Consider the following 24,405-nt stretch of genomic DNA (forward strand, 5'->3'; position numbering starts at 1 on the left):
AGCCAGAGACTGTCTCTGGCTTTTTTATCACTCGCTGCTGCCCGCTCTTACAAATGCGGCCAATTCAGGATCGGGGTGTGTACTGCTCAGTTGTGCAATGGGGGCCACTCGCTGCACTTTTCCTCGGGCCATAAAGGCAAAATCCGTCGCAATGGCTTTTGCATCGGAGATATGATGTGTCACCATCAGTACACTGGCACCACGTTCTTGGGCTAACCGTTGTACTAGCGCCAACATATCTTCTCTTAACACCGGATCGAGCGCGGAAAATGGCTCATCTAAAAGCCAGATGGGATGCGATTGCACAAAGCAACGCGCCAGTGCAACACGCTGTCTTTGCCCGCCCGATAAATGTTCTGGGTAACGATCCAATACGGCAGATAACCCCACTTGCTCAGCAGCCTCGACGACTTTGGCTTTCTGCAGCGCGGAGAGCTTCAATCCAGGATGCAAACCCAAGCCAATATTTTGTCGAACAGACAAATGAGCAAAAAGATTATGCTCTTGAAACAACATGGAAAAGGGCCGCTGATAAGGTGGCAATCCAAGCAATGACTTATCTTGAAAACGAATATCTCCCATATTCGGTTCAATGAAGCCTGCCACTAAACTTAATAACGTTGATTTCCCAGACCCACTTGGCCCCATCAACGCTAAAATCACACCCTGTTGTAACGTCACATCAAAAGCAAACCAATCACTTTGATATTCATATTGTACTTGGTCTACCACTAACATGTTTCACTCCGGCCTTGCCAACTGAACACTTTTTCCACAAGATAAAAAATTCCAATGCTAAATAGCAATAAGGTCAACGACACGACCGCAGCGGCATCAGTTTGATATGACCCTAATAACTGATACAGGTATAACGGTAACGTACGAAAATCTTGATTACCAAACAAAGCAATGGCACTCAAATCCCCCAGTGATAACAAAAAGCTCAAACTGAATGCTTGGGCAAGCGGCCCTTTTAACGCTTTCAGCTCAACCATCTTAAAGCGCTGCCACCCCTGCATTCCCAAGCTGGCGCATAAGAACTGATATTGCTGTTCGATGTGCAACAGCGGCTGACTCAACGTTTTAATCACATAAGGCAAAGCCATCAGGGCATTCACCACGACCACGACCCAATAGGCATGACTAAACACGTCAACCCATTGGCGTAACAACAAAAATAAGCCGGTACTGATCACAAGACCCGGGGTGACCAATATGATGGTACCAATCAGTTCTAACCCATTCGCTGACGTATTATGCTGCCGCAGTCTTAAATGACGACTGGACAATAAAATCGTCACGCCAATCGTACACGCCACCACACTCGCCGACACCGCGATGCGTACCGAAGTGGTCAGGGCGTGCCAAAAAGCCGAACTCGTTAAAACATCTGCCAGAGAGGAATTGACGCCGCTGCCTACCACCATGATAAAAGGCGGTACAGTAAAGATAATCACCAGTCCAATCCACAGACTATCCCATAACCGGCTAAAACGGCTGTCTTGGCTCCACATCTGAGCGGAGGAAATCGAGCCATTGGCCACGGGCATGACGCGTGAAAAATAATGCAACGCAAAGTACAGAGAAGAACACAACAGCATTTGCCAAACCGCTAAGAGCGCGCCAGTTTGCAGATCAAAGTCGTATTTGATCGCCTGATAAATCGCCAATTCGATTGTCGTGGATTTAGGTCCGCCTCCCAAGGCCATCACCGTGGCAAAACTGGTGAAGCACAGCATAAAGATCAGGCCCCCCACATGCGGCAATTGTTGACGTAAACGTGGCCATTCGACTAAACAAAACTTCTGCCAGCCGCTCATCCCTAAATGGGCACACAATTTATGCTGATCTTCTGGGATCTCTTGCAAGCTCTGTAATAACAAACGACTCGCATACGGTAAGTTAAAAAACACGTGTGCTAAAAGAATGCCACCCAAGCCATAAATATTAAATGGCAGTGCCAATCCAAATTCATGGAGAATTGTCGCCAACCATCCACTGCGACCATAAATCGCTAATAAACCGAACACCGCCACCAGCACAGGCAGTACTAATGTCATAGAAAAGAGCTTTAATAATACATTACGCCCTTTAAATTGGCGTCGATGCAAAGCTCGAGCAACGGGAATCGCCCCGATGATGCTGATCAATGTCGATAAACTTGATTGGTAAAAACTAAAACCCGTGACGTGCAAATAATAGGGATCGTGCCAGATACGACTCAAAGGCATCGTCGAGGTTTGAAATAATAAGGCGCAGACCGCGGAGATGACAAAAGCGATCACCAAGACCGCCATGCCCACCCCAACTTTGGGAATTCGATTCACATCTTCCCCTTAATACGCGACCGCACGCTGCCACTCACGAACCCAACTACGACGATGCTCGGCAACTTGCTCAGGCGAGAACATTAAAGCGTGCTTAGGTAACGTCAACTGCTCAAAACCTTTGGGAAGCGCGACATTAGTCGCGGGATACATCCAGTTTGTTGTGGGGATCAGCGACTGAAAAGCGGGCGTCAGCATAAAGTGTAAAAATTCATCGGCCAGCTTAGCGTGTGGCGTGCCTTTGACTTTGGCGGCCACTTCCACTTGTAAATAATTCCCTTCACTAAAGTTGGCCGCGGCGTATTGGTGCTTATTCTCAGCAATAATGTGATAAGCCGGTGAGCTGGTATAAGACAGCACCATATCCGCTTCCCCTTTCAGGAACATCGAATACGCCTCAGACCACCCCTTGGTTACCGTGACTGTTTTCTTCGCTAATTGATGCCAAGCCTGCTCGGATTGATCACCGTAAACTGATTTCACCCATAGCAATAATCCTTGCCCGGGCGTTGACGTACGCGGGTCTTCATAAATGATCTTCAGTTTTGGATAATTCTCGACCAAATCGTGCAAACTTTGCGGTGGATTTTTCAGCGTATTTTTATTATACACAAAGGCAAAGTAACCATAATCGAATGGGATAAATGTCTGATTATCCCAGCCGTTAGGCACATTTACCGGAGAAAGCGAGACTGGACTGGGGGCAAATAACTGTGTTTTCTGTGCTTCTGCAATAAGGTTATTGTCCAACCCGAGCACGATATCCGCTTTAGTATGTGACCCTTCGAGGCGCACTCGGTTGAGTATCGACACCCCATCTTCCAAAGGCACGTACTCCAAAGTACAGTCGCACTGTTTCTCAAAGGATTGTTTTACCTGTGGCCCGGGGCCCCACTCTGAGGTGAAGGAATCGTAGGTATACACGGTTAAAGTTGGATTTTTCGCCAATGCAGGAACGGACGCCAGTATTGCAATACTCGCGGTCAACATAGTAAAAGTATGGTGTTTCAAGGCTCGCTCTCCATAGTGTGAGCGGCACAGGCTTGAGGGGGGATGTGAGAATCACGCTATCGATTTTTACAACCGCACTCAATTCCTACGCCAGCATTATCTGGTTCAGGTGTCTAATCATGTCATGATTAACGGGTTCTGGACGTATCGTCCAATCTCAGCGCCACTATTCAGTGGGTGTGCTCCCCGATGAGTACGCAAATTGTAAAGGCAAATGAAAAATTTAGCTACTCTGGACGCTTATTATTGTAGCCCCAGCGTCCGACCAAGTGATGCTCGACGCCAAGGTGATCCAAAATCCGCGCGACCATAAAATCCACTAGGTCATCAATCGTTTGAGGTTGATGATAAAACCCAGGGGCCGCCGGCATAATTGTGACCCCCATTTGCGAAAGCTTGTGCATATTTTCCAAATGAATCGTAGAAAAAGGCGTTTCTCGCACAACCAGAAGTAGCTGGCCACGCTCTTTCAACACCACGTCAGCGGCGCGTTCAATGAGGTTATCTGACATGCCATAGGCAATGGACGCCACCGAACTGGCAGAACAGGGGCAGACCACCATTTGTTTGGGCGCAGCGGAGCCTGAGGCCACCGGAGAAAACCAATCTTCTTTGCCACAGACGATTAACTGCTCAGCATCACACTGAAAATAGTCAACCAATACCTTGTGTGCCGCCTCTGGTCCCGCTGGTAATTTGAGCCCCTGTTCGGTCGCTAATACCACTCGTGCGGCTGATGAAATCAGCAAATAGACTTGGTAATCTTGCCCCAATAAACATTCTAGCAATTTCAGTCCATATGGCGCCCCAGAAGCGCCAGTCCACGCTAGCGTAATCTGCTTGTTATACTGTGTCATGCGCTCTTACCTCTTGCACTGATTCACTCAATGCCGCCAATAGCTTGTCATGAATGCCACCAAATCCGCCATTACTCATCACTAAGATATGATCACCGGGCTGCGCATGTTGTGTAATTTGCTTAACGAGCTGATCAATATCGTCACTGGTATACGCAGGTTGTCGGCAATGGTCGGCGATATCTTGCACTTGCCACGCAATGTTCGTCGGTTGGAATAAGAAAACTTCATCCGCTTGCGCCAACGCATCGGCAATCGCCGCTTTATGCACGCCTAATTTCATGGTTGCGGAGCGTGGTTCAAGAACAGCTAAGACGCGTTGCTTACCGACTTTGTTACGTAACCCTTCAAGGGTCAGTTGGATCGCCGTCGGATGATGGGCAAAATCGTCGTATACAGTGACGTGGTTCACCTCGCCTTTCCATTCTAATCGGCGCTTGGTATTCACAAACTTAGCGAGAGCTTCACAAGCAAGATCGGGCGTCACCCCAACGTGTCGAGCGGCGCCAATGGCCATCAACCCATTATGCATATTGTGATCGCCGACCAAGGACCATGTCACCTCACCAACATACTCACCGGCAAAGTACACGTGAAAATGGCTGGCATCTGGCGTCTGTTTAATGGCTTGCCACTGAGATTGCTCGCCGACCTGTTCCTGATCACTCCAACAGCCACGCTGTAACACATCCTCCAGCGCCTCATCAGCTTGAGGAGAGAATATGCGTCCCTGACCAGGCACGGTACGCACAAGATGATGAAACTGTCGCTTGATCGCTTCTAGATCGTCAAAAATATCCGCATGATCAAACTCTAAGTTATTCATAATGAGTGTTCTGGGATGATAATGCACAAACTTAGAGCGCTTATCAAAAAAGGCGCTATCGTATTCATCGGCTTCAACCACAAAGAACATGCTCTCGCCCAAACGCGACGACACGCCAAAATTACCCAGCACCCCACCGACAAGAAAACCGGGCTGACAGCCGCAATCATCAAGAATCCATGTCAACATACTGGCTGTCGTGGTTTTGCCATGGGTACCCGCCACAGCCAACACCCAACGGTCACACAATAAATGATCCTGGAGCCATTGTGGGCCCGAGGTATAACGCAGATTATGGTTTAGCACATATTCGATACACGGATTGCCCCGGCTTAATGCATTGCCGATAATCACTAAATCTGGATGTGGCTTCAGTTGCTCAGGATCAAAACCTTCGATGATCTCGATCCCTTGGTCCTCTAGCATCGTACTCATAGGAGGATATACATTGGCGTCACAACCGGTCACATGGTGTCCCTGTTGTTTGGCCAGAACGGCAAGCCCTCCCATAAAGGTACCGCAGATGCCTAAAATATGAATGTGCATAATAATTGAGCCTCACAAGCCACTGTTACTTCTGCATTCATTATCCTGATCCACTCAACAATTGCGAGTAAAGGTTTTTCAGAACTCTGTCATTTCATCGTATTGAAGTCGTAAAGTGAGAGATCAGCAAGGCACTTGACCAAGCATCATTGGTCTAATATTGTAAACTAACCACTCTCGATAGAGATGGCGCATGATTGCTCTCTCTTTTCTCATCATACAAGGATACGCGATGACTAAATTACGAACACTGGGCGAGTTCATTGTTGAAAAACAGCACGATTTCCCACATGCCAGTGGTGAACTCTCTTCATTACTTTCTTCCATTAGTTTGGCTGCTAAAATAGTCAACAGAGAAATTAATAAAGCCGGACTGGTCGATATTACCGGCGCTACTGGTGTCGATAATATCCAAGGGGAAGAACAACAAAAGTTGGATGCGTATGCGAATGAACAGTTCAAAGCCGCATTAGAAGCCCGAGATCAAGTCTGCGGCGTGGGAAGCGAAGAAGAAGACGAAGCGGTCATTTTCACCCAAAAACTCAACCAAAATGCCAAATATGTGGTGCTAATGGATCCACTCGACGGCTCGAGCAATATCGATGTTAACGTTTCTGTGGGCACGATTTTCTGTATCTATGAGCGCTTATCTCCAGTTGGGACACCACCGACTGATGCTGACTTCCTCCAACCAGGTCATCGTCAAGTCGCCGCTGGCTACGTCGTGTATGGCTCGTCAACCATCCTAGTGTATACCACAGGGAATGGCGTTAACGGGTTCACCTACGATCCTTCGATTGGGACATTTTGTCTTTCTCATGAAAATATGACCATACCGCAAGATGGTAAGATTTATTCGATCAACGAAGGAAACTATATTCGCTTCCCACAAGGCGTGAAACAATACATTAAGCATTGTCAAGAAAATGTACCAAAGGACAACCGTCCTTATACATCACGTTATATTGGCTCGCTAGCCTCAGACTTTCACCGCAATCTTATCAAAGGTGGCATCTATTTATACCCAAGTACACTGAGCCACCCACAAGGGAAACTGCGTTTACTGTACGAATGCAACCCGATGGCGTTCATTGTCGAACAAGCTGGGGGAATCGCCACCGATGGGAACACTCGTATATTAGATATCGTTCCAGATGAACTGCATCAACGTGCTCCGCTATTTCTCGGATCGACCAATATGGTCAAAACGGTCCAAGATTTCTTAGCCTCGCATCCCGATCCTCAAGACTGATCCAATCAGCCCAGTTTGCACAGTAAGCTGGGCTGATTTGATTGATGTGCACCCAATACAGCCAGACTTAACGCCGACTGCGCTGCAACCAATCTCCTGAGGCAATTTCATGCTGCAGCTCATGTGGCTCTTGATACAAATAAATCCACGCATCTCCATAGCGTGTTTCTATTTGCTCTCGGCGATACTCAATCGGCACCTCTTCCAAAATATCGAGCTGAGCTAAAGTCGCATCATCAATCACATACACTTCCCCAGCTATCGTATTATGTCCTTCCACCAGCCCAGGATAATCACCTAAATCATATAACGTATATTCTGGCTTAGTATCAAACGTCCCCAAACACTGACTATTGGCCAAATATTCGTGATTGACTTCTCCATGGCGCAAAGTGCCATAAACGAACACCAAATGTTGTTGCATCGTCGCTCCCTAATCAAACTCGAATTGATACAATACATCCACGGCACTGCTGAGCCCTGATACCGCCTCAATATATAAATCCTTCATCAAACGATAACGGATGGTAAATTCACCCACTGAGTTAAAAATACCCACTCCATACTTCACTTGCAAACCGGGTAAAATATAACCGCTCACGGTAACCTGAGACTCATCGCCAGAGCCTTTGGTATCTAATTGTAAATCACGAACACCAACCGCATTGCCAATTTCTCCGACTAACTTACCGCTTTGCGCCAGACTCAACCCTATGAGCGTCGCCGTCATCGGATCGCCCCCATCTTGACCATCAATATTTTGACCACGCAATAAATAAGAGAGCGCGTTGGCTTGTGGCATTGCAGGCTCGGAGAAAATCGTCACCTTCGGCATGTCCACTGAGCCCGTCACTTTGATGCCCGCTGTTACATCGTCTTCGGTGTTCTCAGGATTACGGATCGCGGTGATCGACAAATACGGTTTATCGATCGGGCCATTGAGCATGACTTTGCCTTCTTTAATCAGCAGATCCTGCCCAAATGAGCGGTAAGTACCATCGGTTAAGTTGACCTCGCCACTCACAAACGGCCCTTTGTCATTTTGGGTCACTTTCAATCGCCCATTCAGTCCAGCTTTTAAGCCGAATGCATCCAAGTCGAAGTCCTTGCCAATATCAACCAAGATCGACGTTTCCACTTTGAATGGCAGACCTTGTTGCGGATCGATAGGCTGCATTTCTTTATTTAACAGCACTTGATCTTTTGAAACATTCACTGCGCTTGGTGGCAGTTTTTCAACCTTGACATGACCGCTTGGTAAATGCACCTGACCGGTAATTTTCGCTTCATCAGGGTGCAGGGCTAACTTGAGATCAGGAATAATATCGGCACTGAACATCGGCGGCACGGTGACCTTCAAGCTCCCTTTTGCTCCGACATGTGCATTGACGAACCAATTCGCCATGTCATGCCAATCCGCCTCGCCATCCACAAGCAATTGGCCTTCTTTGGTGGAGACATTGGCATTTAACTGTGCGGTATACCCATTGAAATCCACCCCGAACTGACCGTCATCCACCTCAACCGGTGAAATATCACCATGAACTTCGATATCATTCACAGACAGCTTGCCAGTCACTTTGGGATGCAAGACATCCCCAGAAAAGGATAAATCCGTCTCTATCGATGAAGCAACACGACTGTATTGACCAAATTGATTGGCTAAAAAGTCGAGATTAAACGGCGTCAACTTGAGGTGACCTTGCATGGTTTTATCCGTTTGCGTGACATCAGGAATGGTCACATCCCCAGAAAGCTTACCATTATCGGTCACGTCTATAAGCCAATGGGCTTTTAATTGATTATCAGCCAGCGTCGCTTTGACATCGACCTTGTTCCAACCTAATGTCATCGGATGATTGAGCTGTTGAACGACCTGTCCTGACGTTAACTCAATATCCGCATTCACTTGCGGTGTTTGCTCGGTCCCCCACTTAGCCTTAAGTTGCGCTTGAGCTTCTCCTTGTAACCGTGTTCCCTTGGGCAGAAAGTCGTCCAAGTCGGCAAAATTGACATGGTTGATCGCAACATCCACGCTGCCTTGCTTGCCAATCGTCGTGTCTTTATTTAAACAAATAGACGCCTCACCCTGTCGCCAACAATGAGCGGCAAGCGATAAGCTGGGTTTGTCCCCATTGATGGTGATGGGAAGCGCATCACTCAGTCGCCAAATACTCTTATGGGCTTGAATCGTCCAACGGGATATTTTCCCTTTCCAAAGCAGAGCTTGTCTATCTTTGAGTGAGCCTGATAGCGCCAAGTGTGTTTGTATCTGAGGCTTATCCGCCACGGTATCAAAGGTAATACGATGGTGCTTTTCCGTCCCAGAGACTGCCAACGTCAAGCTAGACACATGCTGTTGTTGATAGGTTAATCCTGAGGCTTTTAAGGTCAGATCCACGGTTGGATCGACTAAAGGCGCCACGGAACCGGATAATTGAATACGATCTAACGCTGCTAGCTGCTGCCATTCAATCGCCTTCCCTTGCAGATTCAATTGGATCTTCGGCTGCTTCATCGCGCCCTTTAATTGCAGCTTGCCCACCACCGATCCTTGAGCTTGTGGCAAAGATTCATGGAGATCAGGAATATTTAACGCAACCGTCATATCCCAATGGTCACTTAACGATCCGGTTATATCTGCGTGATTATTGCCGTGGGATAGCGATAACCCTTCGGTATCAATCGTCACATCACCGTTCCCTTGAGTATCACTAGCCGCTAACTGCCCTTGAACATTCAATGGGGATTGACGTAACTCTCCATCTAATTCAAGAGTAGGAATCGTGACTTTCCATCCGCCTTGCTCGGTCAATTGACCGGAGGTTTGCAGTTGACCATTGATGACACCCGGCACATCAGGCCATTGTTCTCCCGGATGAATATCCTTGAACTCAAACTGTCCTTGCCAATTCACCGCCTGTTTCCAATGCGCGGAGACAGCACCAGACAACTGTCCTTTCAAGGTATCCATCAAAAGACGCGTCACCTTGACCTGATAGAGATCCCCAGCACCGCTCATCGTCAGCTTGGTCGCAGGAATGGTAGCCCCGGTCACTCCACCTCGCAGCGTAAACTGGTAGTCCGTTAAATCACCTCTGGCCGTTAAATTGGAAGAATGCACATGATAATCGGCAGCACCTTGCAGTGGCCAATTGCCTTTCACGTCTTTGAGCCTGAGGTCAAAGGGCATCGCCGCACTCATTAATGCGACTTTACCATTGATATCCCCCGTCAGTGGACCTTGCAAATTCGCCACAACGTTGAGGTGCGCGAGACTGCCCGACGCTTTAATATCAAAGCCTTGTCCATCTAACGGCTGACCTTGGGTTTTTCCTTTCAAAGCAATATTAAGTGGGTAGTTTCCCGATAACTGTGCATCGCCATTAAGCTGTGCATGGCCTTGAGGCGTCTTGAGTGACAACGCATGAATGGTCACTCGATCGTTCACCGCTTTACCACTTAAGCCCAAATGATTGACCACCAAAGGCGCATCCGTTAACCACTGGAAATCGTAGACGTCCAGTTGCTTAACATACACATTAAGCGGCAACGTAATTCGCTCAAGCGCTAAACGAATATCCTGAGGTTTTATTGGTTTGCGGTTTGCCTGAGGAGGCGAAGACGGCTTCTCGCTTTTAGGGAGTCGCAACCGAATGCCTTTCCACTCAGACTGATCTAAATGCAACGAATTGCCACTCATAAACGCACGTAACGCTAAATGCTGCCATTGCAGACGGGTGCCCATAATATCAAGATCGGTATTATCGGCTTTCAGTCCACCAATATAGACCGGAATCGGTGTCGCTATATTCAGTGGGCCGTCATTGTTAGGGGGAGGCGTGGTAGCCGGTTGTGTGTCAGTCACTTTCAATGTCAGACCTTGGGTATTCAGTTGCTTAATACACAAGGCGGCATCCATAAAGCAATCGACTTTAATGCCCAATTGAACGGTTTTTGCTTGAAAATCAATGCCGAGCTTATCATCGGCATACCGGACATCATGTAAGGTAAAATCAGGAAAAAGGGCCCCTTCTGTTTTGCCAATTTTTAACTGTGGTACAAACTGTTGGGTGCCGTATAAGGCCAAATCTAGCCCCGTATTAGTCAGTAATAATCCGCCCACCAAACAGACGGCGATCAGCAGCAGCATCGCGGTAAACATCGAGAGGATCTTGGTCCACTTTAAGGCCACATGGATCATAGCTCAGGTCCTAAGGTGAAATGGATGCGAAATTGATCACCGGGGTCATTATCAAGCCCCCACGCGAAGTCCAGTCGAAGAGGCCCTACGGGGGAGACCCAGCGTAAACCAAAACCGGTGCCGGTTTTCCAGTTGGGCGTTGTATCAAACGCATCCCCAGAGTCGACAAAGAACGCCGCCCACCAATCACCTGTCACTCGGTACTGGTACTCTAAGCTACTGGTGACCATATATTTCGCCCCAGCCAGAGCGCCAGTTGAATCGCGTGGTGAAATGGATTCGTAGCCATACCCTCGAATACTGTTATCACCACCCGCAAAAAAGCGCAAAGAAGGCGCGACACGATCAAAATTCTGCGCTAAGTTGGCGCCACCATTGACGCGCAGTAAACCTCGATGATTGTCACCATAGCTGCGAATCCACGATGTTCCGGCTAACACACGTAAAATTTGTGTCTCCGAAAATAACGTCGGATCACCATATTCGACGGTGATGCTTTGCTTATCACCCCACGTAATTAACGAGTCAGTAACGCGTGTTCGCGTCCGAGTAAAAGTCATACCAGGTAGCACGAAATGCCCAACATCATCAAGCTCACCTTGTTGATAGTTTTCGATTAAATAACGAGTGAACAGGGTACGGTGCCACCCGTTGTCAAAACGCCAATGCCGCTCTATCGAAAGATTGGACTCGATACTTTTCGTATCTCGGTCATCGACATGCTTCATCCCGTAAGATAAGCGATAGTATTGATGTGCCACGTCTTCTAAAGGAATGTTATAACCCAAGGTAATGGCTTGTTCTGGGCCAGATAAGGAAAAACGGCTATCGAAGCTGTGTCCGTATTTATTCACCCATGGCTGTTTCCAACTGAGGGTCGCACGAGCACCAACATCGGTGGAATAACCTAACCCCGTTTCAATCTGATTACGAGCTTGCGGCGCCAAGGAAACTTTGACAGGTAAATCACGCTCTGTATCTAAATTCGATAAATCAGGCTCAACCAAGACAGAGGAAAACCATTGAGTACTGGAAAGCGTTTGATTAAACCGACCCACTTTACGCACATCATAAGGTTCCCCTTCATGATAAGGCTGCAAAGACTTGACCCGCTGCATCTCAATCTGACTTCCCGTAATGGTCGTTTTGCCAAAGTTATAGCGAATACCACTATCAAAATGCAGTGTGATCTCAGCTTCATTGAGCTGAGGAGAGACGCCAAGTCGGTTGGCCGTATAATGGCCATTGAAATAGCCTTTTTGTAATGCCAAGCTACTGATATCGCTTTTCAGGTTGTCATACTGGCCGTGGTTTAAATCCTCACCGACTTTTAATCCACTGTTTTTGATGAGAGCTTGGAAATCTTCGTCATCTTTGGCTTCGCCGCTGATATCAATATCGAGTTTTTTGATGGTCGTGACAGGCCCAGCACTCACATGAATCACTAACTCATCCTGAGACTCCGAAACAGAAAATCGTACATTGGGATGGTAATACCCGAGAGCATTCAGCGCTTGCACCACCTCTTTTTTGACGCGAGACTGGAACCTGAGTGTCGTGGCATAGTCTTTTTCTGGAATTGACGCCAGATAAGTATCGACATTTTTTTTTAATGGGCCATCTAAGCCTTGGAGTTCAAGCTCCACATCGGCCAGGGAGGGCGCAGAAAAAAGCGCGAGTAAGATTAACGCTGGAAAAGATGGGCTTCTCATGCTTAATTAAGGGCACCGTAATTAATTGGATTCCAAATAGGTGTTTGTCATCATACCGATAAACACTAAATCAGTCTGTATGAAAACAGTCAAGAATCTTACTTTATTACGGGCTCAGGCTTAGAGACACGTCAACAACTGAGGATATATAACATGCGGGAAAAACTTATGATGATCACGGCTGACAATGCGCTTCCTGGGCGTTCTGAACCTTTAGACGTGGGTAATACTCATTTTGTCAATCAAGCCCCATTAACCGCCCAACCTAAAGCGGGGCAAGAGGCGATCATCGTCGCGATGGGCTGTTTTTGGGGAGCTGAGCGTCTATTTTGGCAATTGGACGGCGTCGTCTCAACATCGGTAGGCTACACTGGCGGCTACACGCCAAATCCAACCTACCAAGAAGTCTGTTCAGGACAAACCGGACATACCGAAGCCGTGCGCGTCATCTACGATACGGCGATAATATCCACCGAGCAGCTACTGAATCATTTTTGGGAAAGTCATGATCCCACCCAAGGTATGCGCCAAGGCAATGATATTGGTACACAATATCGTTCTGCCATTTATTATTTTAATGAACAGCAACACGCGATCGCCGAAAAGACCAAGCAAGACTATCAAGCACTACTCTCGACCAATGATTATGATGTCATTACCACGACCATCGAACCGGCTGGGCCTTATTACTACGCTGAAACTTACCATCAGCAATATCTAGCCAAAAATCCGCAAGGGTACTGCGGGATCGGCGGGACCGGAGTGTGTTTCCCACCTAATCGACAAGACTAATTAATCCGTGACCTTGCTGGAACTCTTTCAGCAAGGTATTGCCTAAACGGTATCGTCCTCTTCACTGATAATAATGATTCTGTGTTTACTTGGCTTGGCAACGCTTCACTTCTTGCACGCGCCGGACTCCTCGCAAGTCTGATTCTCTTATCATGTGCTGCGCAAGCGCAGATGGTCTCCGTTCAACATCGCATTCCTCTCGTCTCGGTCACGGACAAAGGCGCCATTACTCTGCAACAACAGCAGGGCGTATTTTCTCCCTGGTCCAGTCATATCTTACTTGGCAAAGTCCGTATTATTGAATTGGTTCCCGGCAAAGCGGAGGCTCGCATCTTGAATCCGCATCTTTTGCATGCGATCGCTCGAGCAGACTTTGATAGCACGCAGTATCAAACCACCGCAATTATCAATGCCAGTGATGCGTTTTGGGGAACAGGAATGTTTGTGAAATCGTCCGCGATAGCACTGAAAAAACAATACCCGTGGATGAGCATTATCTATGATGAAGATGGGCAAGTTGCGCAGCATTGGCAGCTGGCGCATCATCAACCCGCAACTCTGGTCGTCGACAAACAGGGGGTCGTCAGATACCTCAAACATGGAACGCTAAGCTATCACAACATCAATGTGCTCATACATATCGTCGCACAGTTGCTGCAGCGCTAGTTGATAATCAATATCAAGGTTTTAAAACAACAGGAAGAAAGTAAGTACTCACATACGAAAAACGGAAGGACACCGAATAGTGAGAAAAATGAGTGTTTGAAAGGCCCAAATGCAGAGAATAATAGCCAAAAAAGATCCGAGTTCTAGCCCGACTCGGCTCCGTTACGCAATATAACGCGCTAAATAAATGAGCACACCCACATAAGACAATACCAGCACACCGACAGAAAAATGCTTTCTCTTTTTGAATATATTTTTCATTGTTACCCCCACAGTATTTAACAATTTTAACAAAAAATTATCATTTCCGGTAGGTAAATTTTGTCGAGTTTTACTGGCTCCTACTTCAATAAACGAGTACATTTTATACCATCGATATGCATCCGTTTTTAGGGAACCTATGTCTACGAACAAACAGCCTGCAGTCATTAATCATGTCATTCCTATGAGTGATGACACAGCATCGTCACATGAAAAGAAGCACTCAAAGAGTAAAGACAGTGCCAGCCGGATTGCCTATATCGCACGGCAACAAGGATTAGATGCATTACTTGCAGACACCAAACCAGACACAACCCTATTGCAACGAGCCCTTTCACGTGAACAGCAACGTAAAGAGGTGCGCCAACGTAATTTAGAAAAAATCATGAAGCTGGCGTTTGGCGCTTGCCATAATGAAATTGCAGGGGATCCCGATCAAGACTGGTTGCATCGCTTTTTTGATATGGCACAGGATATACACAATTCATCAATGCAGCGCTTATGGGCTCAAGTACTCAAAAGGGAAGTCACAAACCCAGGTTTTACATCCATGAAAGCACTCAAAGTGCTGCAAGATATGACCCCGAAAGAAGCGCAAACCATGCAGCGTGCTGCTGCTTTGGCGTGCAGCTATGGGAGTGACCCTAGTTTAAAACTATTGTTTGGATTGAAGATGCAAAACGGCAGTATATTCCGTTTTGGCAAACGCAGTATGACCGCGACCATTAACATTGGTAACTTCCATCTGCCCTACTCCAGTTTATTGGTATTAATTGAATTGGGCTTGTTACATGGCTCCGAACTCGAGTCAGGGGAAATAGAACAAGAGCCGCCTTTAACATTGGATTATCAAGGCAAGCATTTATCCTTACAAACCAATGCCCGTGGAGTGCGATTGTTATACTATCGCTTTACCCCCACAGGGCATGAATTGTGTCGTCTATTGGGAAACAAACCCAATATGACCTACTACGACCAACTGATCGCGTTACTTGGTCAGCGGTTTACGGTGCAAACCGACGCGACAAGCAGTATGCATCATACGGTGTAACCCTAGGATGTGGCGACAATCCCCCGCTGGTGTAATGCCTCTAAGCAACGTTGCACCAACTGGTCCAACGTTTCTTCACCAGCAGGCAAATCAATGTCCGGATTGAGCGGCGCTTCGTAAACGGAATCAATCCCTGTAAATTGCGTGATTTCACCACGGCGAGCACGTTGATAGAGCCCCTTCGGATCGCGCGCTTCGCACACCGCTAAATCCGTATTCACGAACACTTCGATAAATTCGCCTTCAGGAAGCATGTGTCGCACCAAGTCTCGCTCGCTACGATGCGGAGATATGAACGCGGTGAGTACAATCAACCCCGCATCCACCATCAAGGCCGCCAGCTCACCAATACGACGAATATTTTCTCGGCGATCCTGTTGCGAGAAACCCAAGTCACGGCATAAGCCGTGACGCACATTATCCCCATCTAATAAATAGGTATGATAACCCAGTTCTGCCAGTTTCCCTTCTAGCGCTCCGGCAATGGTGGACTTACCAGCGCCAGATAACCCCGTAAACCATAGAACGGCAGGCTTTTGCTGTTTCAGTGCCGCTCGGGAGGCTTTGGTGACCGTATGCTGATGCCATACAATCGTCTCTTGTTCGCTCACACTTGCCTCCATTATTCGAGCAACTTGCGTAAATCTTTGATTTCCCAATGAGGGAAATGACGACGCATGAGTTCGTTTAATTCTAACTCAAAAGCACTAAACTCCTGAGTTGACTGGCGGCTTTCTAGGGCTTCTCTAATCAACCCCGCTCCGACAGTGACATTGGTCAGGCGGTCAATAATGATGAACCCGCCGGTATCAGCGCACGCTCGATAGTGGTCAATCGGAAGCTTGCTGGTAAGTGACCACTCACACATACCAATACCATTGAGAGGTAATTGCTCGGTATGAAAGGTATCTAAGTTATTGATATCGTATTGATAACGAATATTCTCGACCCGACCGATGGTTTTCTTCTCTGCGATCTTAATATCGTAATCGCGTAGCGGATCCAACGAAGCTTCTCCCATCCACACGACATCCGCCAGAAACTGACTGGTATGTGCAATATGGGCGCCCTCTTTTGTGATCAAATCACCACGACTGATATCAATTTCATCGGTGAGTGTCAGCGTAATCGCTTGTCCTGCTTGGGCTCGTTCTAAATCACCATCAAACGTGACAATGCGTTCAACCGTAGACGACTTACCCGACGGGTGCGCGACGATGGTATCACCCACTTGAATTTGGCCTGCCGCCACGGTGCCAGCGAATCCGCGAAAATCAAGATGCGGACGGTTCACGTATTGCACCGGAAAACGAAACTCACCGCTGCCTTTGAGCGCATCAATCTCCGAGTTTTCCAAAATATCTAATAAAGCCGGACCTTGATACCAAGGCATATTTTGACTGGCATCCACCACATTATCCCCTTCAAGGGCCGATAACGGGACCAGCGTGATATGAATATCATCATCGAGATGTTTCGAGAACGATAAGTACTGCTGTTTGATTTGTTGGAAACTCAGTTCAGAGTAATCGACCAAATCCATTTTATTGATGGCCACAACAAAATGTTTGATGCCCAATAAATTGGCGATAAAGGAATGACGGCGAGTCTGATCCAAAACGCCTTTACGTGCATCAATCAAGATGACAGCCAAATCACAAGTGGAGCCCCCCGTGGCCATATTCCGTGTGTACTGTTCATGTCCTGGCGTGTCGGCAATAATAAACTTACGTTTTTTGGTCGAAAAATACCGATACGCAACGTCGATCGTGATGCCTTGTTCACGTTCGGCTTGTAAACCGTCGACAAGCAATGCGAGATCTGGGCGGTCCCCTGTTGTTCCCACTTTCTGGCTGTCAGTATGAACAGCCGCTAATTGATCTTCGTAAATTTGTTGAGAGTCATGCAGTAAACGTCCGATTAATGTACTTTTACCATCATCCACCGAGCCGCAGGTTAATAACCGAAGCAAAGATTTATGCTGATGCTGATGTAAATACCCTTCAATGCCTAGCTCGTCGAGTTGAGCTTGTACTACGCTGTTCATACGATGTCGTGCTCCCTAAAAGTACCCTTGACGTTTTTTCATTTCCATCGATCCTGACTGATCATGGTCGATCGCTCGTCCCTGTCGTTCACTCGATGTCGTCACTAACATTTCTTCAATAATGTCTGGCAGTGTCTGCGCTTGTGATTCAATCGCCCCAGTCAGTGGATAACAACCCAGTGTACGAAAACGCACTTTTCGATACTCGAGTGTTTCCCCCTCGCGTAATTGCATTCGGTCATCATCTTTCATGATTAACATGCCATCACGCTCAACTACGGGCCTTTCTTGTGCGAAATACAAAGGAACAATATCGATATTTTCTAAATAAATGTATTGCCAGATATCCAATTCCGTCCAGTTTGACAATGGAAAGACACGAATACTTTCGCCTTTATCCACTTGACCGTTATAGGTATGCCACAATTCAGGACGCTGATTTTTAGGATCCCATCCATGATGACGATCTCGAAATGAATACACCCGTTCCTTGGCACGAGATTTTTCTTCATCCCTTCTTGCGCCACCGAAAGCAGCATCAAATCCGTGTTGATTTAGGGCTTGTTTCAACCCTTGAGTCTTCATTATGTCGGTATGTTTGGAAGAACCATGCTCAAAAGGACTGATCCCCATCGCCAATCCTTCTGGGTTTTTATGTACGATTAAATCAAGGTCGTACTTTTTCGCCGTGTCATCACGAAAGCGAATCATCTCCTGAAACTTCCAATTCGTATCCACATGCAACAGTGGGAATGGAATTTTTCCTGGGTAGAAAGCTTTGCGTGCAAGATGCAACATGACAGAAGAGTCCTTACCAATCGAATACATCATGACGGGATTGGAAAATTCTGCAGCTACCTCCCGAATGATGTGAATGCTTTCGGCTTCAAGCTGTTGTAAATGAGTTAAGCGTTGTTGGTCCATGTCACCACGTCCTTTCGTTGTCCAAATAGCAGCGTTCGCTTAACGCCACTATGCTGTACGATAATGTTGGGAATGTTGAGATTGAGAAGTAAACCATTGCAGTTTATCGGCCAGTTCGACCACCTCCCCGACGACGATTAAAGCCGGAGACTGAGCAGAAGAGGCGATAACAGGCAGTTGATCTAGCGTGCTCACATTGACTCGTTGTGAGGCTTGCGTGCCACGTTCGATAATGGCGATAGGTGTGGTTCCACTGCGACCGTGTGCCATTAACTGATCGCGGATTGTCTGGGCATTCATTAAGCCCATATAGATAACTAATGTCTGGTGCGCACGAGCTAATGTCTGCCAGTCCTGTACAGCGCCACCGGATTTGCAGTGGCCAGTCACAAATAATGCCGATTGAGCGTAATCGCGATGGGTCAGAGGGATGCCCGCATATGCGGTAGCTCCGGCGGCCGCGGTAATTCCGGGAATGACTTGGAAAGACACGCCCGCTTGAAAAAGCACTTCCAGCTCTTCACCCCCTCGCCCAAACATAAAGGGATCCCCGCCTTTGATGCGCACGACCCGATGACCTTGCTTGGCAAAATCAACCAGTAACTGATTGGTTTTTTCCTGTGGCACACTGTGATGCCCAGCACGTTTACCAACACAAACACAGATGGTGTCATCCGGCACTAATGCCATAATGTCTTCAGACACAAGGTAATCGAACAACACCACATCCGCTTGCAACAAAAAACTCAACGCTTTCATGGTCAGTAACTCAGGATCGCCGGGTCCAGCGCCAACCAATGCCACTTGCCCTGGTAGCAGCGTCGAAGAGGTCATATTGGCAAAAACATGCTGAATGTTTTTATCCGTTCCTTGATAAGCCTGAGCTTTCTCTCGTCGGTCAGCCAATTTTGCCACATCGATTACATCAGCCATGTGTGTCGTCCTTTACGTTCGTTCATGGCCGCATTATGCGGAGTCATAAATATTACATGAAATTCTATAATTTCATTTTTTATGCGAAAAACTGATAAGAAGCGGCGTGATAAAGCGGGAAATGAATATGCAGTCTAAACAATAAAATATAACTAATTGAAAAATATTAATTAAATTAAAATATATTGAAATATTAACCATAATAAGCTCCATCTACACCTCATCAAAGCTATCGTTTTATCGAGATATAGTTAGGTGATAGATCCAATGGTTATATTTAAACCGGCTGTCGGCGGCGTAATCATCGAACGGAGTAAGATCTTGCGCCGAAGATTTTCCATGTTATGATTTTTATTTACTCACCAAAAGGGCCCACCAAATGGATATCCAATGGTTATGCGTAGACTTTACTCAGCTTTCTACCGATCAGTTATACGATGTGCTGAAACTCAGGGTAGACGTCTTTGTTGTCGAGCAAGAATGTGCTTATAACGAATTAGACAATAAAGATCGCATGCAAGGGGTCAAACATTTGCTCGGGTATGTAGGGGATGAACTGGTCGCTTATGCGCGATTGCTCCCACCGGGAAGCAGCTTTGCGAACTCAAGCAGTATTGGACGGGTATTAATTAAGCCAGTAGTCAGGAAGAAAGGCGTTGGCGATCAATTAATGAAGATGGCGATTCAATATAATCAGCATTTTTGGTTGGGGAAAACCATCAGTATCGAGGCGCAAGCTCACCTTGAGCGCTTTTATCAAAACCACGGTTTTGTTACGCAGTCTGCCCCCTTTGACCTCGATGGTATTGCTCATATCGAGATGCTACTTGCATAGGGACGGTTTGCGTCCCTTACGCGCAACAATCCGCTAGTCACTACGTCCGAATGACCCATCGGCCATACGAAAAAACATAACCGATTGATCACTTTTCTCTACTTGGAGAATATCAAGCTTCTGATTATTGGTCAGTTTATAACGAATAATCTGACCTTTTTGGATGCGGCTTAGTGGTTTATCCGCACCTTCAACCGACACGAGTGCATGTAAGTCGGCTAATGAAAGATCATTCTCACGAAACACCGCTGCTAAGGTATCCCCTTGCTTCACGATATACTGGTGCCAAACTTTCGGAGCTTGTGGGGCGCGATGATCATCACCGACTTGTCGGCTCAATCCCACACTATTGACATTCACACTAACAGATTGAGCCTGCTCAGGCTGCTGTGTCTGTTGCGGTAATGGCACTAGCGCCACAATAATAACGACTGGCGTTAAGATCTTTAGCCATAAACGATGCTTGCTTGGCATCGCTTGCCACTCATGCTGAGCACGAGAAGGTACGCCTGACCAATTAATACTGGCCAACCGTTGCTGACAGCTCTGTAAAAAATCATTGTCAGGTTTACTTTTTTTGCGTCTGCGGCGATTCATATTTCCGTCCCATACCTAGGGCTAATCTAGAAAAAGTGACTGTAGTTATTGTATAAGAAATTATCCGTATTTCTGAATGTTATTAATGAAATTCAAGTCATTGTCTCACCATTGAATGCGGTTAGTCACACCTTAACACCTTTATAAAGGTATTTACTATGAGCCGTTTCATCACTCGCGCTAAACTGGTATGCTTTCGACTTTATTTATTTATGCTAAAGAGTAACGTTTATGTCTGAAGTAACATTCGAAACATTAGAGAAAAAAGCCAGCTACGGCATTGGTATTCAAATGGGCCAACAACTTGCGGGTAGTGGTTTAGAAGGCCTAAACGTCGATGCAATCGCAGCTGGTATCGCAACTGCACTCAAAGGTGAAGAACCAGCGGTTGCTATCGATGAAATCAACCAAGCACTGCAAGCCATTCATCAACGTGCTGAAGAAGCTCGTCAAGAGTTAGCAAAAGCGGCGGCAGCGGAAGGCGAAGCATTTCTAAAAGACAATGCACTACGCCCTGAAGTGACGGTAACGGACTCTGGCCTACAATACGAAATCATCGCCGAAGGTGCGGGTGACGTTCCAACTTCAGATAAAACAGTTCGTGTTCACTATCATGGTCAATTGACTGATGGCACGGTATTCGACAGCTCAGTACAACGTGGCGAACCAGTTGAGTTCCCAGTAACAGGTGTGATTCAAGGTTGGGTTGAAGCCCTACAAATGATGCCTGCTGGCTCTAAATGGAAACTGTATGTGCCACAAGACTTGGCCTACGGTGAACGCGGTGCTGGTGCAGCGATCCCTCCTTACGCAGCATTGGTATTTGAAGTAGAACTTCTCGATATCCTGTAAGAAAATTCGCAAAGATTTAACATCAAGCGGCGCATTGCGCCGCTTTTTTTGATCTAAAGTAGGCAGGACACCAACACGACTTTACGAGGAAATACATCTATGATGAAACGCTCCCTAGTTAGCGTACTGGCGATCAGTGCCACGCTCATCAGCGCTCCAAGCCACGCATTTCTCAACTTTGGTAACAGTGATGACAGCATCACAAAAACCTTAAATGGAGCATTAAACCAAGTGAAGGCAACCAGCCAGTTGACATCGAATATAAGCCAACAGTTGGATGTTAAGCCCAAGCAAGCCGCAGGCGGTGCTGGCGCATTACTCGCATTGGCACAAAACAAACTTGGCATGCAAAACAAACAGGAACTCAATCAACTGGTTCCAGGTATCGACAAGCTTACAAACTTAAATCTGGGTGGAAGCTCTAAATTAGGGTCAAACATCAATTCGCTCAGCCAAGTGAATGCCATTTTTACTAAGTTAGGATTGGATCCAGCGATGATCAGCCAGTTCGTTCCGATTGTGCTGCAGTATTTAACTCAGCACAATGCCAGCAATAGCTTAATTGATTCATTGAGTGGCTTATGGGGAAGCAATTCTTAATATCTGATAGGCACAAAAAAACCGAGCACATTACATGCTCGGTTTTTCTCTTATTTCGAACTGATTATTCAGCGGCTTCTTCAGCTGCTGAACGTTCTACAAGCTCAATGTAAGCCATTGGAGCTTTATCACCAGCACGGAAACCACACTTAAGAATACGAGTGTAGCCGCCTTGACGTGCAGCGAAACGTGGACCTAGTTCGTTAAATAGTTTTGCTACAACTTCGTTATCACGAGTACGAGCAAATGCTAGACGACGGTTTGCAACGCTGTCAGTCTTAGCTAGTGTAATCAAAGGCTCAACGACGCGACGTAGCTCTTTAGCTTTTGGCACTGTAGTCTTGATAATTTCATGACGTACTAGAGAGCTAGCCATATTGCTGAACATCGCTTTGCGATGACTGCTGTTGCGGTTGAGTTGACGACCACTCTTACGATGGCGCATGACCTAATCCTTCTAACTAATATCGATTAATCTTCTGCAATCGACGCTGGTGGCCAATTCTCTAGGCGCATGCCAAGAGAAAGCCCGCGTGATGCAAGAACGTCTTTAATCTCTGTAAGAGATTTTTTACCCAAGTTCGGCGTTTTCAGAAGCTCAACTTCGGTACGTTGCACAAGATCACCGATGTAGTGAATCGCTTCTGCTTTTAGACAGTTAGCAGAGCGAACTGTTAGTTCAAGATCGTCTACAGGACGGAGTAGGATAGGATCGAATTCCGGCTTCTCTTCTTTTTCCTCTGGAACACGTACATCACGAAGATCTACGAACGCATCCAATTGTTCAGCAAGAATTGTTGCTGCACGACGGATAGCTTCCTCAGGTTCTAGAGTCCCGTTAGTTTCCATATCGATAACAAGTTTGTCCAAGTCTGTACGCTGTTCAACACGCGCTGCAGCCACTGAGTAGGCAATTTTGTCTACTGGGCTATAGGTTGCATCAACAAGCAAACGACCGATTGGACGCTCATCTTCATCAGTATGGATACGGGCTGAAGCTGGAACGTAACCACGACCACGTTGAACTTTGATACGCATAGCGATCTCAGCGTTATCATCGGTAAGATGACAAATAACGTGCTCAGGATTTACGATCTCTACATCACCATCATGGGTGATGTCACCTGCAACCACAGGGCCCGAGCCTGATTTGTTCAGTGTAATGAACACTTCATCTTTACCGTCAGCAACGCGAACAGCTAAACCTTTCAGGTTAAGAAGAATCTCTAAGATATCTTCTTGAACACCTTCTTTGGTGCTGTATTCGTGAAGTACGCCTTCAATCTCTACTTCCGTGACTGCACAGCCAGGCATAGAAGATAGAAGAATACGGCGAAGTGCATTACCCAGAGTGTGGCCAAAACCACGCTCTAACGGCTCAAGAGTTACTTTTGCGTGTGTCTCATTGATCTGTTCGATGTCAACTAGACGTGGCTTAAGAAATTCTGTTACAGAACCCTGCATTGTGTCCTCTCTTTAGTTTAAACCTTACTTAGAGTAAAGCTCGACGATCAATTGTTCGTTGATGTCAGCTGACAGATCAGAACGCTCAGGCATACGCTTGAATGTTCCTTCCATCTTGCTAGCATCTACTTCAATCCAAGTTGGTTTTTCGCGTTGTTCAGCAACTTCTAGAGCCGCTGTGATGCGAGATTGCTTTTGAGCTTTCTCACGGATAGCAACAACGTCGGTTGCCGCAACTTTGAAAGAAGGAACGTTTACAACTTTACCGTTTACTAGGATAGCTTTGTGGCTAACTAGCTGACGTGCTTCTGCGCGAGTTGCACCAAAGCCCATGCGGTAAACTACGTTATCTAGACGACCTTCTAGAAGCTGAAGTAAGTTCTCACCAGTGTTACCTTTAAGGCGAGCTGCTTCTTTGTAGTAGTTACGGAATTGTTTTTCTAATACGCCATACATACGACGTACTTTCTGCTTCTCACGAAGCTGAACGCCATATTCAGATAGACGACCGCGACGTGCGCCGTGTACACCTGGGGCGTTATCGATTTTACACTTGGTATCAATCGCGCGAACACCTGACTTAAGGAATAAGTCGGTACCTTCGCGGCGACTAAGCTTCAGCTTAGGACCCAAATATCTTGCCATGAT

The 24,405-nt window shown here is 46.7% G+C and carries 23 protein-coding genes; 7 read left to right on the forward strand and 16 right to left on the reverse strand.

What is annotated here, in order from left to right; all coding sequences use genetic code 11:
* Positions 1–27: 27 nt before the first annotated feature.
* From thiQ to mpl, 5 genes are all read right to left on the reverse strand, one after another.
* Positions 28–738, reverse strand: a complete 711-nt coding sequence (thiQ, locus tag EAE30_RS16770) for a thiamine ABC transporter ATP-binding protein (RefSeq protein WP_123016946.1) — start codon at positions 736–738, stop codon at positions 28–30.
* On the reverse strand, positions 732–2,327 hold the full coding sequence (thiP, locus tag EAE30_RS16775; RefSeq protein ID WP_123016947.1) for a thiamine/thiamine pyrophosphate ABC transporter permease ThiP: 1,596 nt from the start codon (positions 2,325–2,327) through the stop codon (positions 732–734). Before thiP ends, thiQ begins: the two co-directional genes overlap by 7 nt.
* Positions 2,328–2,336: 9 nt before the next feature.
* A complete protein-coding gene (gene thiB / locus EAE30_RS16780) occupies positions 2,337–3,317 on the reverse strand; it encodes a thiamine ABC transporter substrate binding subunit (RefSeq protein WP_123016948.1) in 981 nt (326 codons plus the stop codon).
* 248 nt (positions 3,318–3,565) lie between these two features.
* A complete protein-coding gene (locus EAE30_RS16785; RefSeq protein ID WP_123016949.1) occupies positions 3,566–4,195 on the reverse strand; it encodes a flavin prenyltransferase UbiX in 630 nt (209 codons plus the stop codon).
* Positions 4,182–5,567, reverse strand: a complete 1,386-nt coding sequence (gene mpl, locus EAE30_RS16790; RefSeq protein WP_123016950.1) for a UDP-N-acetylmuramate:L-alanyl-gamma-D-glutamyl-meso-diaminopimelate ligase — start codon at positions 5,565–5,567, stop codon at positions 4,182–4,184. The genes EAE30_RS16785 and mpl overlap by 14 nt, the downstream gene beginning before the upstream one ends.
* Positions 5,568–5,799: 232 nt before the next feature.
* Here mpl and fbp point away from each other — a divergent pair, with 232 nt between their 5' ends.
* On the forward strand, positions 5,800–6,819 hold the full coding sequence (gene fbp / locus EAE30_RS16795; RefSeq protein WP_123017406.1) for a class 1 fructose-bisphosphatase: 1,020 nt from the start codon (positions 5,800–5,802) through the stop codon (positions 6,817–6,819).
* 67 nt (positions 6,820–6,886) lie between these two features.
* Here the strand turns inward: fbp and EAE30_RS16800 are convergent, their stop codons facing one another.
* The 3 genes from EAE30_RS16800 to tamA are packed head-to-tail and all read right to left on the reverse strand — an operon-like array spanning position 6,887 to position 12,735.
* A complete protein-coding gene (locus EAE30_RS16800; protein ID WP_123016951.1) occupies positions 6,887–7,243 on the reverse strand; it encodes a gamma-glutamylcyclotransferase family protein in 357 nt (118 codons plus the stop codon).
* A 9-nt stretch (positions 7,244–7,252) separates the two neighbouring features.
* Positions 7,253–11,023, reverse strand: coding sequence for an autotransporter assembly complex protein TamB (gene tamB, locus EAE30_RS16805; protein ID WP_123016952.1), 3,771 nt, complete (start codon positions 11,021–11,023; stop codon positions 7,253–7,255).
* Positions 11,020–12,735: an autotransporter assembly complex protein TamA gene (tamA, locus tag EAE30_RS16810; RefSeq protein WP_123016953.1), complete on the reverse strand. Its 1,716-nt coding sequence runs from the start codon at positions 12,733–12,735 to the stop codon at positions 11,020–11,022. Before tamA ends, tamB begins: the two co-directional genes overlap by 4 nt.
* A 153-nt stretch (positions 12,736–12,888) precedes the next feature.
* Here tamA and msrA point away from each other — a divergent pair, with 153 nt between their 5' ends.
* The 3 genes from msrA (at position 12,889) to EAE30_RS16830 (ending at position 15,505) form a co-directional block, all read left to right on the forward strand.
* Entirely contained in the window at positions 12,889–13,527 is a 639-nt protein-coding gene (gene msrA / locus EAE30_RS16815; protein WP_123016954.1) for a peptide-methionine (S)-S-oxide reductase MsrA, read from the forward strand.
* Between the two features lie 81 nt (positions 13,528–13,608).
* The gene (locus EAE30_RS16820; RefSeq protein WP_123016955.1) at positions 13,609–14,193 is read left to right on the forward strand and encodes a YtfJ family protein; all 585 of its coding nucleotides are present in this window, start codon (positions 13,609–13,611) and stop codon (positions 14,191–14,193) included.
* A 400-nt stretch (positions 14,194–14,593) separates the two neighbouring features.
* Entirely contained in the window at positions 14,594–15,505 is a 912-nt protein-coding gene (locus EAE30_RS16830) for a TIGR03899 family protein (RefSeq protein WP_123016957.1), read from the forward strand.
* A 2-nt stretch (positions 15,506–15,507) separates the two neighbouring features.
* On the opposite strand, the gene cysC is transcribed toward EAE30_RS16830, so the two are convergent.
* The 4 genes from cysC to cobA are packed head-to-tail and all read right to left on the reverse strand — an operon-like array spanning position 15,508 to position 19,409.
* Complete coding sequence (gene cysC / locus EAE30_RS16835) at positions 15,508–16,116, reverse strand: adenylyl-sulfate kinase (protein WP_390258121.1); 609 nt, start codon at positions 16,114–16,116, stop codon at positions 15,508–15,510.
* Between the two features lie 11 nt (positions 16,117–16,127).
* Positions 16,128–17,552, reverse strand: a complete 1,425-nt coding sequence (gene cysN / locus EAE30_RS16840) for a sulfate adenylyltransferase subunit CysN (RefSeq protein ID WP_123016959.1) — start codon at positions 17,550–17,552, stop codon at positions 16,128–16,130.
* Between the two features lie 15 nt (positions 17,553–17,567).
* The gene (gene cysD, locus EAE30_RS16845; RefSeq protein WP_123016960.1) at positions 17,568–18,476 is read right to left on the reverse strand and encodes a sulfate adenylyltransferase subunit CysD; all 909 of its coding nucleotides are present in this window, start codon (positions 18,474–18,476) and stop codon (positions 17,568–17,570) included.
* Between the two features lie 48 nt (positions 18,477–18,524).
* Entirely contained in the window at positions 18,525–19,409 is an 885-nt protein-coding gene (cobA, locus tag EAE30_RS16850; protein WP_123016961.1) for a uroporphyrinogen-III C-methyltransferase, read from the reverse strand.
* 379 nt (positions 19,410–19,788) lie between these two features.
* Between cobA and EAE30_RS16855 the strand changes: the two genes are divergently transcribed.
* Positions 19,789–20,244 (forward strand): GNAT family N-acetyltransferase, encoded by a 456-nt coding sequence (locus EAE30_RS16855; protein WP_123016962.1) that lies wholly within the window; start codon positions 19,789–19,791, stop codon positions 20,242–20,244.
* Positions 20,245–20,277: 33 nt separating this feature from the next.
* Here the strand turns inward: EAE30_RS16855 and EAE30_RS16860 are convergent, their stop codons facing one another.
* The gene (locus EAE30_RS16860; protein ID WP_123016963.1) at positions 20,278–20,841 is read right to left on the reverse strand and encodes a LysM-like peptidoglycan-binding domain-containing protein; all 564 of its coding nucleotides are present in this window, start codon (positions 20,839–20,841) and stop codon (positions 20,278–20,280) included.
* A 231-nt stretch (positions 20,842–21,072) separates the two neighbouring features.
* Here EAE30_RS16860 and EAE30_RS16865 point away from each other — a divergent pair, with 231 nt between their 5' ends.
* Positions 21,073–21,693: a BamJ family beta-barrel-assembly machinery protein gene (locus EAE30_RS16865; protein WP_123016964.1), complete on the forward strand. Its 621-nt coding sequence runs from the start codon at positions 21,073–21,075 to the stop codon at positions 21,691–21,693.
* 99 nt (positions 21,694–21,792) lie between these two features.
* On the forward strand, positions 21,793–22,293 hold the full coding sequence (locus EAE30_RS16870; protein WP_241967689.1) for a DUF2780 domain-containing protein: 501 nt from the start codon (positions 21,793–21,795) through the stop codon (positions 22,291–22,293).
* Positions 22,294–22,357: 64 nt separating this feature from the next.
* Here the strand turns inward: EAE30_RS16870 and rplQ are convergent, their stop codons facing one another.
* From rplQ to rpsD, 3 genes are read right to left on the reverse strand one after another with little or no spacing between them, the layout of a single operon-like run.
* Positions 22,358–22,738 (reverse strand): 50S ribosomal protein L17, encoded by a 381-nt coding sequence (rplQ, locus tag EAE30_RS16875; RefSeq protein ID WP_123016965.1) that lies wholly within the window; start codon positions 22,736–22,738, stop codon positions 22,358–22,360.
* A 26-nt stretch (positions 22,739–22,764) separates the two neighbouring features.
* Positions 22,765–23,757: a DNA-directed RNA polymerase subunit alpha gene (locus EAE30_RS16880; protein WP_123016966.1), complete on the reverse strand. Its 993-nt coding sequence runs from the start codon at positions 23,755–23,757 to the stop codon at positions 22,765–22,767.
* 24 nt (positions 23,758–23,781) lie between these two features.
* The gene (gene rpsD, locus EAE30_RS16885) at positions 23,782–24,402 is read right to left on the reverse strand and encodes a 30S ribosomal protein S4 (protein ID WP_123016967.1); all 621 of its coding nucleotides are present in this window, start codon (positions 24,400–24,402) and stop codon (positions 23,782–23,784) included.
* Between the last annotated feature and the right edge of the window lie 3 nt (positions 24,403–24,405).

The sequence above is a fragment of the Vibrio zhugei genome, from assembly GCF_003716875.1.
Taxonomy (GTDB): Bacteria; Pseudomonadota; Gammaproteobacteria; order Enterobacterales; family Vibrionaceae; genus Vibrio; species Vibrio zhugei.

What these genes read in the sequence shown, in the direction of transcription:
- cysD (WP_123016960.1), bottom strand. Translation starts at nt 18,476, where the DNA reads ATGGACCAACAACGCTTAACTCATTTACAACAGCTTGAAGCCGAAAGC.
- EAE30_RS16855 (WP_123016962.1), top strand. Translation starts at nt 19,789, where the DNA reads ATGGATATCCAATGGTTATGCGTAGACTTTACTCAGCTTTCTACCGAT.
- EAE30_RS16860 (WP_123016963.1), bottom strand. Translation starts at nt 20,841, where the DNA reads ATGAATCGCCGCAGACGCAAAAAAAGTAAACCTGACAATGATTTTTTA.
- thiB (WP_123016948.1), bottom strand. Translation starts at nt 3,317, where the DNA reads ATGTTGACCGCGAGTATTGCAATACTGGCGTCCGTTCCTGCATTGGCG.
- rpsD (WP_123016967.1), bottom strand. Translation starts at nt 24,402, where the DNA reads ATGGCAAGATATTTGGGTCCTAAGCTGAAGCTTAGTCGCCGCGAAGGT.
- EAE30_RS16880 (WP_123016966.1), bottom strand. Translation starts at nt 23,757, where the DNA reads ATGCAGGGTTCTGTAACAGAATTTCTTAAGCCACGTCTAGTTGACATC.
- EAE30_RS16800 (WP_123016951.1), bottom strand. Translation starts at nt 7,243, where the DNA reads ATGCAACAACATTTGGTGTTCGTTTATGGCACTTTGCGCCATGGAGAA.
- mpl (WP_123016950.1), bottom strand. Translation starts at nt 5,567, where the DNA reads ATGCACATTCATATTTTAGGCATCTGCGGTACCTTTATGGGAGGGCTT.
- thiQ (WP_123016946.1), bottom strand. Translation starts at nt 738, where the DNA reads ATGTTAGTGGTAGACCAAGTACAATATGAATATCAAAGTGATTGGTTT.
- EAE30_RS16830 (WP_123016957.1), top strand. Translation starts at nt 14,594, where the DNA reads ATGTCTACGAACAAACAGCCTGCAGTCATTAATCATGTCATTCCTATG.
- cobA (WP_123016961.1), bottom strand. Translation starts at nt 19,409, where the DNA reads ATGGCTGATGTAATCGATGTGGCAAAATTGGCTGACCGACGAGAGAAA.
- EAE30_RS16870 (WP_241967689.1), top strand. Translation starts at nt 21,793, where the DNA reads ATGATGAAACGCTCCCTAGTTAGCGTACTGGCGATCAGTGCCACGCTC.
- cysN (WP_123016959.1), bottom strand. Translation starts at nt 17,552, where the DNA reads ATGAACAGCGTAGTACAAGCTCAACTCGACGAGCTAGGCATTGAAGGG.
- tamA (WP_123016953.1), bottom strand. Translation starts at nt 12,735, where the DNA reads ATGAGAAGCCCATCTTTTCCAGCGTTAATCTTACTCGCGCTTTTTTCT.
- EAE30_RS16865 (WP_123016964.1), top strand. Translation starts at nt 21,073, where the DNA reads ATGTCTGAAGTAACATTCGAAACATTAGAGAAAAAAGCCAGCTACGGC.
- EAE30_RS16785 (WP_123016949.1), bottom strand. Translation starts at nt 4,195, where the DNA reads ATGACACAGTATAACAAGCAGATTACGCTAGCGTGGACTGGCGCTTCT.
- tamB (WP_123016952.1), bottom strand. Translation starts at nt 11,023, where the DNA reads ATGATCCATGTGGCCTTAAAGTGGACCAAGATCCTCTCGATGTTTACC.
- fbp (WP_123017406.1), top strand. Translation starts at nt 5,800, where the DNA reads ATGACTAAATTACGAACACTGGGCGAGTTCATTGTTGAAAAACAGCAC.
- msrA (WP_123016954.1), top strand. Translation starts at nt 12,889, where the DNA reads ATGCGGGAAAAACTTATGATGATCACGGCTGACAATGCGCTTCCTGGG.
- rplQ (WP_123016965.1), bottom strand. Translation starts at nt 22,738, where the DNA reads ATGCGCCATCGTAAGAGTGGTCGTCAACTCAACCGCAACAGCAGTCAT.